This is a genomic window from Pseudomonas lurida, from assembly GCF_013522705.1.
Lineage (GTDB): Bacteria > Pseudomonadota > Gammaproteobacteria > Pseudomonadales > Pseudomonadaceae > Aquipseudomonas > Aquipseudomonas quebecensis.
Map to the genome: position 1 here is coordinate 45,023 of NZ_JAAMRE010000011.1, position 13,770 is coordinate 58,792.

The 13,770-nt window shown below is 62.3% G+C and carries 13 protein-coding genes; 3 read left to right on the top strand and 10 right to left on the bottom strand.

The genetic code is table 11. The annotated features are described in order from the left end of the window. Window positions 1–594, top strand: coding sequence for a LysE family translocator (locus tag G7025_RS11565; protein WP_181079212.1), 594 nt, complete (start codon window positions 1–3; stop codon window positions 592–594). Window positions 595–700: 106 nt separating this feature from the next. Here the strand turns inward: G7025_RS11565 and G7025_RS11570 are convergent, their stop codons facing one another. The 3 genes from G7025_RS11570 to plsB are packed head-to-tail and all read right to left on the bottom strand — an operon-like array spanning window position 701 to window position 4,383. Next, a complete protein-coding gene (locus G7025_RS11570; protein WP_181079215.1) occupies window positions 701–1,390 on the bottom strand; it encodes a DUF4197 domain-containing protein in 690 nt (229 codons plus the stop codon). A gap of 35 nt (window positions 1,391–1,425) precedes the next feature. Then, window positions 1,426–1,827, bottom strand: a complete 402-nt coding sequence (locus G7025_RS11575; protein WP_181079218.1) for a YbaY family lipoprotein — start codon at window positions 1,825–1,827, stop codon at window positions 1,426–1,428. A 51-nt stretch (window positions 1,828–1,878) separates the two neighbouring features. Further along, window positions 1,879–4,383 (bottom strand): glycerol-3-phosphate 1-O-acyltransferase PlsB, encoded by a 2,505-nt coding sequence (plsB, locus tag G7025_RS11580; protein WP_181079220.1) that lies wholly within the window; start codon window positions 4,381–4,383, stop codon window positions 1,879–1,881. A gap of 182 nt (window positions 4,384–4,565) precedes the next feature. Between plsB and G7025_RS11585 the strand changes: the two genes are divergently transcribed. Continuing rightward, entirely contained in the window at window positions 4,566–4,775 is a 210-nt protein-coding gene (locus G7025_RS11585; RefSeq protein ID WP_034096225.1) for a cold-shock protein, read from the top strand. A gap of 120 nt (window positions 4,776–4,895) precedes the next feature. Here G7025_RS11585 and G7025_RS11590 read toward each other — a convergent pair whose 3' ends face one another. From G7025_RS11590 to G7025_RS11605, 4 genes are all read right to left on the bottom strand, one after another. Continuing rightward, window positions 4,896–5,273, bottom strand: coding sequence for a hypothetical protein (locus G7025_RS11590; RefSeq protein WP_181079223.1), 378 nt, complete (start codon window positions 5,271–5,273; stop codon window positions 4,896–4,898). A 51-nt stretch (window positions 5,274–5,324) separates the two neighbouring features. Beyond that, a complete protein-coding gene (locus G7025_RS11595; protein ID WP_181079225.1) occupies window positions 5,325–6,134 on the bottom strand; it encodes a putative RNA methyltransferase in 810 nt (269 codons plus the stop codon). Next, entirely contained in the window at window positions 6,134–7,285 is a 1,152-nt protein-coding gene (dapE, locus tag G7025_RS11600) for a succinyl-diaminopimelate desuccinylase (protein WP_181079228.1), read from the bottom strand. Before dapE ends, G7025_RS11595 begins: the two co-directional genes overlap by 1 nt. Before the next feature lie 112 nt (window positions 7,286–7,397). After that, entirely contained in the window at window positions 7,398–9,989 is a 2,592-nt protein-coding gene (locus G7025_RS11605) for a glycosyltransferase (protein WP_181079231.1), read from the bottom strand. Between the two features lie 217 nt (window positions 9,990–10,206). Between G7025_RS11605 and tcdA the strand changes: the two genes are divergently transcribed. Continuing rightward, window positions 10,207–11,016, top strand: a complete 810-nt coding sequence (gene tcdA, locus G7025_RS11610) for a tRNA cyclic N6-threonylcarbamoyladenosine(37) synthase TcdA (protein WP_219855293.1) — start codon at window positions 10,207–10,209, stop codon at window positions 11,014–11,016. A 21-nt stretch (window positions 11,017–11,037) separates the two neighbouring features. Here the strand turns inward: tcdA and G7025_RS11615 are convergent, their stop codons facing one another. The 3 genes from G7025_RS11615 to dapD all read right to left on the bottom strand — a co-directional run bounded on the left by G7025_RS11615 (window position 11,038) and on the right by dapD (window position 13,757). Then, window positions 11,038–11,451: a SufE family protein gene (locus tag G7025_RS11615; protein ID WP_181079236.1), complete on the bottom strand. Its 414-nt coding sequence runs from the start codon at window positions 11,449–11,451 to the stop codon at window positions 11,038–11,040. Beyond that, window positions 11,448–12,653, bottom strand: coding sequence for an aminotransferase class V-fold PLP-dependent enzyme (locus G7025_RS11620; RefSeq protein WP_181079238.1), 1,206 nt, complete (start codon window positions 12,651–12,653; stop codon window positions 11,448–11,450). The genes G7025_RS11615 and G7025_RS11620 overlap by 4 nt, the downstream gene beginning before the upstream one ends. Window positions 12,654–12,722: 69 nt before the next feature. Beyond that, window positions 12,723–13,757: a 2,3,4,5-tetrahydropyridine-2,6-dicarboxylate N-succinyltransferase gene (dapD, locus tag G7025_RS11625; protein ID WP_181079241.1), complete on the bottom strand. Its 1,035-nt coding sequence runs from the start codon at window positions 13,755–13,757 to the stop codon at window positions 12,723–12,725. Window positions 13,758–13,770: the final 13 nt, after the last annotated feature.

Sequence of the window (13,770 nt, forward strand, 5' to 3'; positions counted from 1 at the left end):
ATGCTGGCCACCGTTTCAGCCCTGATGTTGTTGTTGCTTGCCCCTGGCCCGACTAACACGCTGTTGTTCCGCGCCGGTGTGTTGTTCGGCCTGCGGGCGTCGTGGAAGCTGGCCTTTATCGAATGCCTGGCGTACCTGCTGCAAGTGTCGGTGTGGGGAGTGGCGCTGCTCTACCTGGCGGCTTACTCCCCTTGGGCCGTCAAGCTGATCCAGTTGGCGGCGGGCACCTACCTGCTAGTGCTGTCCTGGCGCTTATGGCGCAGCGTAAAAGCTCTGGAAGACGTGAACCAGGACCGCTTCACCGGTGGGTATTTTTTCTGGATGACGGTGATGAACCCTAAAGGGCTGTTGATCGCCTCGTTGATCGCGCCACCCGATACGTTTATCCACTGGACCGGTTACCTCGCCTTCATGGGCACGCTGGCATTGGTCGTGATACCGGTCGGGGCGGCCTGGATCGTATTCGGCGCCGGCGTCGTCGGGCGCGGGCGGCACTGGCTGACGCCGCGTGTCATCAACCGGACCGCCGCGCTCGCCATTGGTTGTTTTGCGACGGTGCTGCTTGGCCGCCTGGCGACCTCGATTCTCACCTGACACATTATCGAATCGTCCCGCCTGGCTTTGTGCGCGGTGAAAAACAAAAAAGCCCTGAGGAGATCAGGGCTTTTTTGTGGTTCATCGGTACTGTTCTGTGCTTCGTTTAAAGGGTGCCGAACACTTTCTTCGCCAAACTGGTGGCAGCCGCCGCAGGGTTCTGGCGAATCGTCTCTTCCTGCTGCGCGATCATCTTGAACAAACCATCCAGTGCCTGTTCAGTCACGTAGTTTTCGACGTTGGCGCTCTTGGCGTCCAGGGCGCCGAAGGCTGCGGCCTTGCCGGCCAGGGCGTTGTATTGCTGCGCGACGCCGACCTTGTCGGTCGCGGCCTTGACGATGGGCAGGAACTTGGCGCGAATTTGTTCGCGGCTGCTTTTATCCAGGTATTGGGTGGCCGAATCCTGGCCGCCGCTGAGGATGCCTTTGGCGTCGGTGACGCTCATGTTTTTCACGGCATTCACCAGAATCGGCTGGGCCTGGGTCACGGCCGTTTCGGCGGCTTTGTTCATGCTGGTTTCCAGCTGGGTGACCTGGTCGCCCATGCCGAACATTTTCAGTTTGTCGGCGACTTTGCCCAACTTGCCCGGCAGGCCGATCTTCACTTCGGGGTTATTGCTGAAACCACCGGGCACGCCCAGCTGCTTGACGGCGACCTGAGCGCCTTGGGTCAGGGCATCCTTCAGGCCGCCGGCGGCGTCGCTCTGGGACAGGCTGCCCAGATCCAGGGCCAAGGCGTTGGCGCCGAGCAGCAGGCCGGCACACAGGGCAGTGAGGCGAAGGGAGTTGCGGAGCATGAGGGCTTCCTTATGTTCGAATTCAGGGGGCTGCTTCAGGGGGCCACGGCATTGACGCGCAGGCGCAGCGGCTGTGGATCCTGGCCGTCGAGTCGCACTGTGTGGCGTTCAGTCGTGGTAAACAGTAGCTTGCCCTCCAGCTCGATGCGAGCACTCACCGCATAACTGTGGCCAGGCTTGACCTGCGCCGGGTCGTAGCTCAAGTGAAATGCCAGCGGTACCTGACCTTTGACCGGGCCTTTCTGCTCGGCCAGGACCGCTGCGGGCGCGTCCGCCAGGGACACGTCCTGCAGGCTCACGCTCAAGGTCGCCGTCGGCGGCAGGGCGATACGTTGCAGGTAGAACACTTCGCCGTCGAGGCTGGCCTTGGGCGCGGGACTCATGGATTGGCAGGCTCCGAGCAGGGCGGTGAGGCCCAGAAGAATGATCTTTTTCATGGTGCAGCTCCTTTTCAACGGGGCCGGAGGCTCTCCGGCGCGTTATTCAATCTAGTGGCTTTCTTGCGCTTGCACCGGCGCATCCCCGGCACCGTCCACACGGTGCAAGGCCACCTGGCGGATCGACAGGCGAATCTCGGCCGGCAGTACGCGTTTGGCCGCGCCTTCGGCCAGCTCGCCGAGCAGGTCGTGATAGCTCAACTTGCCGGCGTCATCGCGGCGCAGCACATCTTGCTCCAGCAACGTCTGAATGAAATGTCGGAAAAGACTCTTGTCGAAGAACTCCGGCGCGTTGAGACCATGCAGGATCGACAGGCGCTGGGCCATGATCGTGCACAGGTCTTCCAATTCTTCGGCGCTGATGCTGTTCTGGCCGCTGTTGAGCAGCAGCGAGATCGCCATGTAGAAGCGCTGCAGGGTCTGGGCGATGCTTTTGGACAGCAGCGTCAACAGCACAAAGTGTCGCGAACTCGGGGCCGGGCGCAGGTACACGTCGTTTTCGAAACGCAGCAGGCCTTGTTCGACGAACGCTTCCAGCCATTGATCGATGACGGCGTCCAGCTCGTCCAGGGACCAGCGGATAAACAGCTCCGATTGCAGGTACGGGTACAGCGCGTGGGTGTACCGCAGGATCTGTTCGCGGCTCATGCGCGAGCTGCTCTGGAAGAAGCTCGCCAGCAGCGCCGGCAGAGCGAAGATGTGCAGCACGTTGTTGCGGTAGTAGGTCATCAAGACCGCGTTCTGCTCGTCCAGGTACAGAATCTTGCCCAGAGCGTCACTTTGTTCCGACAGCAGCTTCATGTCTTTGACGTGCCGGATCAGCGCCATGCCATCGCCTTCCGGCACGGTGGTATGGGGCGAGTACGGCACGCGGCGCAACAGCGTCAAGTACAGATCCAGCTGACGGGCCATGGCCTGTTCATCCAGGGCCAGGCGCGTGGTGGACAGCAGCGCCAGGGCCACCAGGTTCACCGGGTTCACGGCGGCGGCTTCGTTCAAGTGGCGCGCCACCTGTTCGCCCAGGCGATGGGTGGTTTCGTTGAGCCATGCCGGCTTGTAGTTCGGCCCCAAATCCTGGGCGCGCCAGTCCGGTTGCTCGGCGTCGAGAAATTCCGCCAGCTTGATCGGCTCGCCGAAGTTGACCGCGACCTGGCCGAAGCGCTGCTTGAGCGCACCGACCACCTTGAAAATATCGAAGATCGACTCTTTCTTCTTGCTCGCCCCGCGCAATTCTCCGAGGTAAGTGCGGCCTTCGAGCACGCGCTCATAACCGATGTACACCGGCACGAACACAATCGGCATGCGCGATGAGCGCAGGAAGCTGCGCAATGTGATCGCCAGCATGCCGGTCTTCGGCTGCAGCATGCGCCCGGTGCGCGAGCGTCCGCCTTCGACGAAGTACTCCACCGGGAAGCCCTTGGTGAACAGCGTATGCAGGTATTCGTTGAACACGGCGGTGTAGAGCGGATTGCCCTTGAAGGTGCGGCGCATGAAAAACGCACCGCCACGGCGCAGCAGGCTGCCGATCACCGGCATGTTGAGGTTGATGCCGGCGGCAATGTGCGGCGGGGTCAGGCCGTTCTTGAACAGCAGGTAGGACAGCAGCAGGTAGTCGATATGACTGCGATGGCACGGGACGTAGATCACCTCGTAGCCCTGGGCGACCTGTTGCACACCCTCGATGTTATTGACCTTGATGCCGTCGTAGATCTTGTTCCAGAACCAGCTCAGCACCACTTCCAGAAAGCGGATCGCGGTGTAGGTGTAGTCCGAAGCGATTTCGTTGCCATACCGCAGGGCCTGGGCTTTGGCTTTTTCCGGCGAGATCTTTTCGCGTTCGGCTTCGTCGGCGATGGCCTGGCGCACCAGCGGCATATTGACCAGACCCTTCACCAGATTGCGCCGATGCGACAGGTCGGGGCCGATCACCGCAGTCTTCAGGTTACGAAAGTGCACACGCAGGATGCGCTGGGCCATGCGCACGGTGCGTTCGTGACCTTTATTGTGCTCGATCAATTCACGCAGGTTGATAGGCGCGGAGAATTGCACACGGGTCTTGCGTCCCAGAATCAGAATGCTCAACAGCCGACGCAGACGCCCGGTGACCGCCCAACTGTCGGCGAAAAGCAGCTTCCACGGGCTGGACTCGCTCTCGGGGGACTGGCCCCAGAACACGCTGACCGGAATGATTTGTGCATTCTCTTCGGCATGGTCGCTGAGGGTGTTGACCAGGCGGGTCAGGGTCGGTGGCGCGCCGCGCTTGTCCTGGCGACCCAGCCAGTCCGGTTCCGGCGTGAGGTAGAAGAACGCCGCCGGCTCCATCAGCGGGCCTACCGACACCGGCAACACCGGGCGTGGCAGGCCGGCCTTGGTGCACTCGGCGTCGACCACGGCCAGTTCGGTGAGGGAGGGCGATTGCAGGACGTAGAACACCGGCCGGCTGCGGTCCAGGTTAAGGGTAAGGGACGACTGGTTGATCGTCTCCGAGCGAACCCAGAGGTACAACAGTCGGCGCAAGGTGCCAAACACCAGACGGCGGAACGGGGAGCGGGTCATAGGCGAGCTGCTTCAAGTGAGAAAAACCGAGCAGGCGCTCGGGCGGGTAGTGTGCCGTATTCGCCGAAAATCGGCAAAAAAGCAGCGATGTAAACTTGAGTTGAAGGCTTTGAACCTGCCATATACTCGGCAGTTCAACGCGAACCGGCTCAATAATAAAAACCGAAGTGGGAGTAAAACAGATGGCAACGCGTGAAACCGGCAATGTGAAGTGGTTCAACGATGCAAAGGGCTATGGCTTCATTCAGCGTGAGGACGGCCAGGATGTGTTTGTGCACTACCGCGCCATTCGCGGTGAAGGCCACCGCTCCCTGGCCGAGGGCCAGCAGGTGGAATACGCCGTGGTGAGCGGCGAGAAGGGTTTGCAGGCCGAGGATGTGGTCGGCCTGTAGGCTGAGTGGCAGGTTTTAAGCTGCAAGCTGCAAGCTGCAAGCTGCAAGCTACAAGCTACAAGCTACAAGCTACAAGCGCTTTGGCTTACAGCTTGCAGCTTGCCGCTTGAAGCTGCTTTTTCAACCCGTCCTCCAAGTAATCTGCTCTTCACCGTCTGCACTGATGCGAATCCAGGTGTCGGCGCTTTCTTCACCTTCTTCCTCGACCCACGAGCCCGGCGCGCAGCGCACTTCAACGTTCAGCGCGGCAAACGCGGCGCGGGCGCAGGCGATGTCGTCGTCCCATGGGGTCTGGTCGCTTTCCAGGTACAGGCTGTTCCATTTGCCGACGGCCTTTGGCAGCCAGGTGACAGGCACGTTGCCGGCCGTGCACTTGTAGGTCTGGCCTTTCTGGACCCAGTCGCTGCACGTCCCCAGGGCGGTGCCGAGCCAGGCAGCAATGGCCTTGTGGTCGACGTCGGCGTCCTTGAGGTAAATCTCGATATCGGGTTGGCGCATGGATGTTCCTCGTTGCGGGATTCGAAAATCCATTCGCGAAAATAAAGTCGGTTATTGAAGCACGAAATAATCGTAGCGCATCGACACCGTGACCTTAAGCGGCTCAACCGCTTCGATCACTTCGGCGCGGCGTTCGGCGCTGGCCCGCCAGCCGTGGGGCGTCATGGCCAGCAGGTTGGCGCGGTCCCGGGGATCGGCCAGGCTCAGTGTGAATTCGAGGATTTCACTGTGTGCCAGGCTCATGCCCGATGGCACCAGGGCCAGGTGCTTGTCGTCGGTGTATTCGCGCACTTCGTCATACAGACGTTCGCGCAGCTCCATCAGGTGGCCGCGGGTAGGGCCGACCTTCATCAAGCCGCCGCCGGGGCTGAGCAGGCGCTTGGCTTCCTGCCAGTCCAACGGGCTGAACACGCTGGCCAGGAACTGGCAACTGGCGTCGGCCAACGGCACGCGAGCCATGCTGGCGATCAACCAGGTCAGCGCCGGGTTGCGCCTGCACGCGCGTTTGACCGCTTCCTTGGAAATATCCAGCGCGTAGCCGTCGGCATGGGGCAGCGCCTCGGCGATCTGCGCAGTGTAATAGCCCTCGCCACAGCCGATATCCACCCAGCGCTGCGGTGCACGTTCAGCGGCCAGTTCAGCCAGGCGCCTGGCCACCGGGGCGTAGTGCCCGGCATTGAGGAAGTCGCGACGGGCCTCGACCATGGCCAGATTGTCGCCGGGGTCGCGGCTGTTCTTGTGCTGCACCGGCAACAGGTTCAGGTAACCCTGGCGCGCACGATCGAATCGATGCCCGGCCGGGCACGCCACGCCATTGTCCACTGCGTTGAGCGGAGCGCTGCAAATGGGGCAGGCGAGCATCAGGCGAGCAACTTGATCAGGGTCTGGTAATAGATTTCGGTCAGTACATCGAGGTCGCTGGCCAGAATGCGTTCATTGACCTGGTGGATGGTCGCGTTGACCGGCCCCAGTTCGACCACTTGGGTGCCAAGGGTCGCAATGAAGCGGCCATCGGACGTGCCGCCACTGGTGGACGCCTGGGTCTCGCGACCGGTGATCGCCTTGATGCTGGCCGACACCGCGTCCAGCAACGCTCCCGGTTCGGTCAGGAACGGCAGCCCCGACAGCGCCCATTCCACGTGCCAGTCCAGGCCGTGCTTGTCGAGAATCTGCGCAACTCGTTGCTGCAGACCTTCCACGGTGGACTCGGTGGAAAAGCGGAAATTGAACACTGCCGTCAGCTCGCCGGGAATCACGTTGGTGGCGCCGGTGCCGGAGTTGAGGTTGGAAATCTGGAAACTGGTAGGCGGGAAGAACGCGTTGCCGTCGTCCCAATGCTCGGCGGCCAGCTCGGCCAGTGCCGGCGCGGCCAGGTGGATGGGGTTCTTCGCCAGGTGCGGGTAGGCCACGTGGCCTTGCACGCCGCGCACGGTCAACGTGGCGCCGAGTGAGCCACGGCGCCCGTTCTTGACCACATCGCCGACCAGGGTGGTGCTCGACGGTTCGCCGACGATGCACCAGTCCAGGCGCTCCTTGCGCGCGGCCAGGCGCTCGATCACGGCCTTGGTGCCATGGTGCGCCGGGCCTTCTTCATCGCTGGTGATCAGGAAGGCCACCGAGCCCTTGTGGTCCGGGTAGTCGGCGACGAAGCGCTCGGACGCTACCAGCATGGCCGCCAGGCTGCCTTTCATGTCGGCTGCGCCACGCCCGCAGAGCATGCCGTTCTCGTCGATCAAGGCGTCGAATGGGTCGTTCTGCCAGGCCTGCACGGGGCCGGTAGGGACCACATCGGTGTGACCGGCGAAGCACAACACCGGGCCGTCGTGCTTGCCATGGGTGGCCCAGAAGTTGTCCACGTCCTCGATGCGCATCGGCTCCAGCGCAAAACCGGCGTCGCCCAGGCGCTGCATCATCAGCTTCTGGCAATCGGCGTCGATCGGCGTGACCGAGGGACGACGGATCAGGTCGATGGCAAGTTGAAGGGTCGGCGAAAGGTCGGCATGGGCCGTCATGGGGAAAACTCCGGAAAGCGTGTTTGGAAGAGCAGGGCGGGCGGACAAAACGGCCGTTATCTTATAGCAAAACGGCGGCCAGAGGCCGCCGTTTAGTGCATTGCGCAAGTTTTTACGCGGCCGGCGCGGGCTCCACCGCCGGCGCCGGTTTGGGCAGCGACGACAGGAACGCCATGATCAGCGCCGCCACGTACGGCAGCGACTGCACCAGCAGCATCACCACCCAGAAGCGCATGTCATTGCTCGGCAGGCCCTGCACCAGGTAGATCCCCAGCGCCGCGCCCCACAACAGCAGCATGATGAACATTTCTTCGCGGGCTTCGGAAATCGCCACCCAGAAACCGTGGTTATCCGCGTTTTTCGGTGTACGAAAGAACGGAATACTGGTGGTGAAGAAGCCATACAGCACCGCCTTGGCGATGGTGTGGGACAACGCCAACCCGGCCAGGGCTGCGCAGAACGCATCCTTGAGGTTCACGCCCACCGCACGGCGGTACAGGAAGATGATCTTGCCCACCTTGAACACGAACAACGCCAATGGCGGAATCGCGAAAATCAGTAATGGCGGGTCGACCCGCGTCGGTACGATGATCATCGCCGCCGACCACAACAGCGCGCCGACGGTGAAGAAGATGTTCATGCCGTCCGCCACCCACGGCAGCCAGCCCGCCAGGAAGTGGTAACGCTGGCCACGGGTCAGCTCGGTGTCCTTGCCGCGCAGCAGGCTGGCGGTGTGGCGCTTGATGATCTGGATCGCACCGTAGGCCCAGCGGAAACGCTGTTTCTTGAAGTCGATGAAGGTATCGGGCATCAAACCTTTGCCGTAGCTGTCGTGGTAATACGCCGCCGACAGACCTTTCTCGAATACCCGCAGGCCCAGTTCGGCGTCTTCACAGATGCACCAGTCGGCCCAGCCCAGCTCTTCGAGCACCGAGCGGCGGGTCATGGTCATGGTGCCGTGCTGGATGATCGCATCGCGGTCGTTGCGGGTGACCATGCCGATATGGAAGAAGCCTTTGTATTCCGCGTAGCAGAGCTTCTTGAAGGTGCTCTCGTTCTGGTCGCGATAATCCTGCGGCGATTGCACCACGGCGATTTTCGGGTCGGCGAAGTGCGGCACCATGTGCTTGAGCCAGTTGGGCGATACGCAGTAGTCGGAGTCGATCACCGCGATCACTTCGGCGTCCTTGGCGGTGTGCGGGATCAGGTAGTTCAGCGCGCCGCCCTTGAAGCCGGCCAGTGGCGCGACGTGGAAGAACTTGAAACGCGGACCGAGGGTCTCGCAGTAATCGCGCACCGGCTCCCAGACGGCCGGGTCCTTGGTGTTGTTGTCGATGATCAGGACTTCGTAGTCCGGGTAGTCGAGGGCGGCCAGGGCGTCCAGGGTCTGTTTGACCATCTCCGGCGGCTCGTTGTAGCACGGCACGTGGATCGATACTTTCGGGCGGTAGTCCGAATCGCCGAGCACCGGCAGGAATTCACGCCGACGCTTGTGGGTCCACACCGCTTCGGCCAGTTCGTGGGCTTCGGTCAGCAACACGATGAACACGCCCAGTGCACCGAGCGCCAGCAAAAAGCCGACGGTCAGGCTGAACCAGGTGCTGTATTGCTGGCTGTAGTCGTAGCCGATCCATACCAGCACCGAACCGCACAGGAACGCGATAAAGGTCAGGAACGTCCGGCCGCGCTGGCGCAAGGCCGAGCCGTCGATCATCAGCAGGGTCAGGGACAGCAGTGCCAGCACCACCGAGCCGATGGCCAGCACGCGCCATTGCGGAATCGCCACGACCGGCCCTTCGAAGTTGAATTTCTGTTGGCGCGCGGCGTTGAACACGCCCCAATAAGCGCCGACCGAGCCTTCATCACTGGCCTTCCACGGCTGGTCGAACGCCTCGATCACAAAGTAGTTGTAGCCCTGGCGATTGAGCTTGTTCACCAGCGTACGCAGGTAAATCGCCTGGTCAGCGGGCGATGCGTCAGCCCCGCCGCGCATGCGGCCGTTGCTCGGCCAGCCGACTTCCGACAGCAGCAGCGGTTTTTTCGGGAAGGTTTTCTTCAGGTCCCTGGCGCGGTCGAGTACGAATTGGCCGGCTTTATCCACCGGAATATGTTCCCAGTACGGCAGGATGTGCGCGGCGATCAGGTCAACGTGCTTGGCCAGTTGTGGGTTGTGTTCCCAGATGTGCCATTGCTCGGAAGTGGTCACCGGAACTTTGACGGCACCGCGCACGCGGTCCAGCAGCACGATCAGGGCCTCAGGGGTGATTTCCTCGCGGAACAACGCTTCGTTGCCCACCACCACGCGCACAACGCTGCGCGAGCTGTTGGCGATCTCGATGGCGCGCTGGATTTCGCGTTCGTTGCGCTCCAGGTCCGGGCTGATCCAGATCCCCAGGGTTACTCGCAGGCCGAACTCTTCGGCCAGTTTGGGAATATCCCCCAAGGTGCCGTCGACCGAGTAAGTACGGATGTTGTCCGTCAGCTTGCTCATGATCGCAAGGTCCTGACGCATCTGTTCATCGGTGGGGTATTGGTCTTTTTGCGGGTACTGGCCTTGCTGGAACGGCGAGTAGGAAAACCCGGAGATTTGTTCAGGCCAGTTGGGTGCGGAGACCGGGCGGTTGATCAGCGCCCAGAAGCCGGTGAACAGCGCGGCAATTGCCAGCACCACCACCAGGTTGAGTCCAAATTTACGCGATGCCATGGTTATGCGGGTTCCAAAGGGTGTGGAACGAAATGAGGTGCCGGCCTGCGCCGAACGGCGCGCATCCTACACCGGCCTTTCCCTGACCGTACAGCAAGCCGAGAAAAACCGGACATTGGGCAGCGAAAGTACATCTAAGTTCTTAACTTGTAGCTTGTAGCTTAAAACTTGTCGCTGCGTAGCCCTATAATGCGCGCCGGTTTTTGAGGTGGTGGTCATGAGTACAGAAGATCCGCGGTTTGCAGGCGTTGCCCGTTTGTATGGCATTGAGGGCCTGGAACGCTTGAAAGCGGCCCATGTGGCGATCGTCGGCATCGGCGGCGTGGGCTCGTGGGCGGCTGAGGCCATGGCCCGCTGCGGTGTCGGCGAGATTTCGCTGTTTGACCTGGACGACGTCTGCGTCAGCAACAGCAACCGCCAGTTGCACGCCCTCGACAGCACCGTGGGCAAGCCCAAGGTCGAGGTCATGGCCGAACGCCTGCGCGGCATCAACCCGGAGTGCACGGTGCATGCGGTGGCGGATTTCGTGACCCGCGACACCATGGCCGAGTACATCACGCCGAACATCGATTGCGTGATCGACTGCATCGACGCCGTCAACGCCAAGGCCGCGCTGATTGCCTGGTGCAAGCGCCGCAAGATCCAGATCATCACCACCGGCGGCGCGGGTGGGCAGATCGACCCGACACTGATTCAGGTCTGCGACCTGAACCGTACTTTCAACGACCCACTGGCCTCGAAAGTGCGCTCCACGTTACGCCGCGACTATGGTTTCTCCCGCACCGTGACCCGTCACTACAGCGTGCCGTGCGTGTTTTCCACCGAACAACTGCGCTATCCCAAGCCGGATGGCAGCATCTGTTTGCAGAAAAGCTTCGTGGGCGATGGGGTGAAACTGGACTGCGCCGGTGGGTTTGGCGCGGTGATGATGGTCACCGCGACCTTCGGCATGGTGGCGGCGACCAAGGCGGTGGACAAAATTGTGGCCGGGGTGCGCCGGCCGTCGGAGCGCGTCAAGCCCACCTGAGTCTCGCCGCGCCTCCCACATTCAGTTCTGCGTTTGGCTTAGTGTTCGCATGCGCTGCAGGACTGCATTCAAGCCATTGCTGCGCGACGGCGACAGTTGGCGGGAAAGCCCGAGTTGATTGAACCAGTCGGGCAAGTCGACCACCTGCAACTGCGCGCTCGATAATCCGTTGACCCGCGCCAGCAGCAATGCCACCAACCCACGAATCATCCGCGCATCGCTGCTGGCGGCGAACTGCCAGTGGTCGCTCTCCAACCGGCCAACCAACCACACCAGGCTCTCGCAGCCCTGCACCAGGTTGGCGTCGACCTTGTCTTCATCCGCCAAGGCGGGCAGGCGTTCGCCCCACTGCATCAGCATTCGGGCGCGTTGTTCCCAGCTGCCGACGGCTTGAAACGCTTCAAGCGCACTCGCGGCCTGCGTGGGCAAGTTCATCGCAACATCTCCAGCGCCTGATCCAGCGCGCCGAAGAAGCGTTCCAGGTCATCGGAATCGTTGTACAGCGCCAGGGATACACGGACCGCCCCCGACAAGTGCATCGCCTTGAGCAGCGGCATTGCACAGTGATGGCCGGCGCGTACGGCAATCCCTTGCTCGGTGAGCAGGTGCGCGAGGTCGGCGTTATGGATGCCGTCAACCACAAAGCTGACCAACGCGGCCTGCGGCGAGCCCAGCACGCGCACGCCGTTGCGGGCTTTCAGGCCGCGCAGCAGGTAATCATGCAGCGCGGCTTCATGGGCGAGAACCGCCTGAGGGTCCAGCGAGCTGAGGTAATCCAGGGTCGCGCCCAGGCCGATCACGCCGGCGATCGGCGGCGTGCCGGCTTCGAAACCCAGCGGCGCGGGGCGGAAGCTGGCGCTGTGATAGTCCGCCTGCTGGACCATCTCGCCGCCAAATTGCCAGTGGCGCAGGCCATGCAGGGCCTCATTGCGGCCAAACAACACGCCGACGCCATCCGGGCCGTACAGTTTGTGGCTGGAAAAGGCATAGAAGTCGCAGCCCAGGGCCTGCACGTCATGGCGACCATGGACGATACCCTGGGCGCCATCCACCACGGTCAGGGCGCCGTGGGCTCGGGCCATGGCCAGCAAGGTTTCCAGCGGTTGCCAGGCTCCCAATACATTGGACAACTGGCTCACCGCCAGCAGGCGCGTGCGGGGGCCGATCAATCCTGCGGCGGCTTCAACATCGATCACGCCGTCATCATTGAGTGGCAATACCACCAGTTCCAACTCGCGACGTTCAGCCAGTTGCTGCCACGGCAGTAGATTGGCGTGGTGTTCCAGGGCGCTGATAACGATTTCATCGCCCGCTGTGAATAAGTGCTCAAGGCCATAGGCCAGGAGGTTCAGCGCAGACGTTGCGCCATGGGTAAATACGATTTGCCCGCTGTCACCTGCATTCAACCACTGTGCAACCTTGCTGCGGCTGTCTTCGAAGGCCTGGGTCGCATGAGCGCCGGGCAAGTGTTGGGCGCGGTGTACATTGGCTGCGCCGTTGGCGTAGTAATGGCTGATCGCGTCCAGCAGCGCCTGGGGTTTCTGCGTGGTGGCGGCGTTGTCCAGATAGGTCTGGTCCTGCCGTTGCAGGGTGGCGATCGCCGGAAAGTCCGCGCGCCAGGGGGAGGGCACAAGCATGATGATCAAGACTCGTATAAGCGGGCCGCACCGCGAAGGTAAGGCCCGCCAGTGGCATCGAGTGGCTGCTTAGTTGTGAGCGTGCAGCGCTTCGTTCAGTTCGATGGCCGATTTGTGGGTTTTGCACTCCACGGCACCGGTCTCGGAGTTGCGACGGAACAGCAGGTCGGGCTGGCCGGCCAGCTCGCGCGCCTTGACCACCTTCACCAGTTGGTTCTGCTCGTCGAGCAGCGCAACCTTGGTGCCGGCGGTGACGTACAGGCCCGACTCCACGGTATTACGATCGCCCAGCGGGATACCGATACCGGCATTGGCCCCGATCAGGCAGCCTTCGCCGACCTTGATCACAATGTTGCCGCCGCCCGACAGGGTGCCCATGGTGGAGCAACCGCCGCCCAGGTCCGAACCCTTGCCGACGAATACACCGGCCGATACGCGGCCTTCGATCATGCCCGGGCCTTCGGTGCCGGCGTTGAAGTTGACAAAACCTTCATGCATCACGGTGGTGCCTTCGCCGACGTAGGCGCCCAGGCGCAGGCGCGCGGCGTCAGCGATGCGCACACCGGCCGGGACCACGTAGTCGGTCATTTTCGGGAACTTGTCCACCGAGAACACTTCCAGCAGTTCGCCACGCAGGCGCGCTTCCAGTTGACGCTCGGCCAGTTCGCCGATGTCGATCGCGCCCTGGCTGGTCCACGCCACGTTCGGCAGTTGCGGGAATACACCGGCCAGGTTCAGGCCATGGGGCTTGACCAGGCGATGGGACAGCAGGTGCAGCTTGAGGTAGGCCTCAGGCGTGGAGGTCAGCGCGGCGTCGTCGGCCAGCAGGGTGGCGACCAGCGGCGTGTGGCTTTCGGCCAGACGGCTGAGCAGCGCGGCCTGGGTAGCATCGACGCCTTTGAGCGCATCCGCCATTTGCAGGGCCTGAGTGACGGTAAACGTGATGGCCTGGTTGCCTTCGCTGTAACCGAGGATCGGCGCGATGGCCGCGACGATTTCAACCGAAGGGTTGAGCAACGGCTGTGCGTAGAACACTTCCAGCCAAGCGCCTTGGCGGTTCTGAGTGCCGACGCCGAAGCCCAGGCTGAACAGGGAATGGGACATGCTGTTACCTCTA

What these genes read in the sequence shown, in the direction of transcription:
- G7025_RS11565 (WP_181079212.1), top strand. Translation starts at nt 1, where the DNA reads ATGCTGGCCACCGTTTCAGCCCTGATGTTGTTGTTGCTTGCCCCTGGC.
- G7025_RS11570 (WP_181079215.1), bottom strand. Translation starts at nt 1,390, where the DNA reads ATGCTCCGCAACTCCCTTCGCCTCACTGCCCTGTGTGCCGGCCTGCTG.
- G7025_RS11575 (WP_181079218.1), bottom strand. Translation starts at nt 1,827, where the DNA reads ATGAAAAAGATCATTCTTCTGGGCCTCACCGCCCTGCTCGGAGCCTGC.
- plsB (WP_181079220.1), bottom strand. Translation starts at nt 4,383, where the DNA reads ATGACCCGCTCCCCGTTCCGCCGTCTGGTGTTTGGCACCTTGCGCCGA.
- G7025_RS11585 (WP_034096225.1), top strand. Translation starts at nt 4,566, where the DNA reads ATGGCAACGCGTGAAACCGGCAATGTGAAGTGGTTCAACGATGCAAAG.
- G7025_RS11590 (WP_181079223.1), bottom strand. Translation starts at nt 5,273, where the DNA reads ATGCGCCAACCCGATATCGAGATTTACCTCAAGGACGCCGACGTCGAC.
- G7025_RS11595 (WP_181079225.1), bottom strand. Translation starts at nt 6,134, where the DNA reads ATGCTCGCCTGCCCCATTTGCAGCGCTCCGCTCAACGCAGTGGACAAT.
- dapE (WP_181079228.1), bottom strand. Translation starts at nt 7,285, where the DNA reads ATGACGGCCCATGCCGACCTTTCGCCGACCCTTCAACTTGCCATCGAC.
- G7025_RS11605 (WP_181079231.1), bottom strand. Translation starts at nt 9,989, where the DNA reads ATGGCATCGCGTAAATTTGGACTCAACCTGGTGGTGGTGCTGGCAATT.
- tcdA (WP_219855293.1), top strand. Translation starts at nt 10,207, where the DNA reads ATGAGTACAGAAGATCCGCGGTTTGCAGGCGTTGCCCGTTTGTATGGC.
- G7025_RS11615 (WP_181079236.1), bottom strand. Translation starts at nt 11,451, where the DNA reads ATGAACTTGCCCACGCAGGCCGCGAGTGCGCTTGAAGCGTTTCAAGCC.
- G7025_RS11620 (WP_181079238.1), bottom strand. Translation starts at nt 12,653, where the DNA reads ATGCTTGTGCCCTCCCCCTGGCGCGCGGACTTTCCGGCGATCGCCACC.
- dapD (WP_181079241.1), bottom strand. Translation starts at nt 13,757, where the DNA reads ATGTCCCATTCCCTGTTCAGCCTGGGCTTCGGCGTCGGCACTCAGAAC.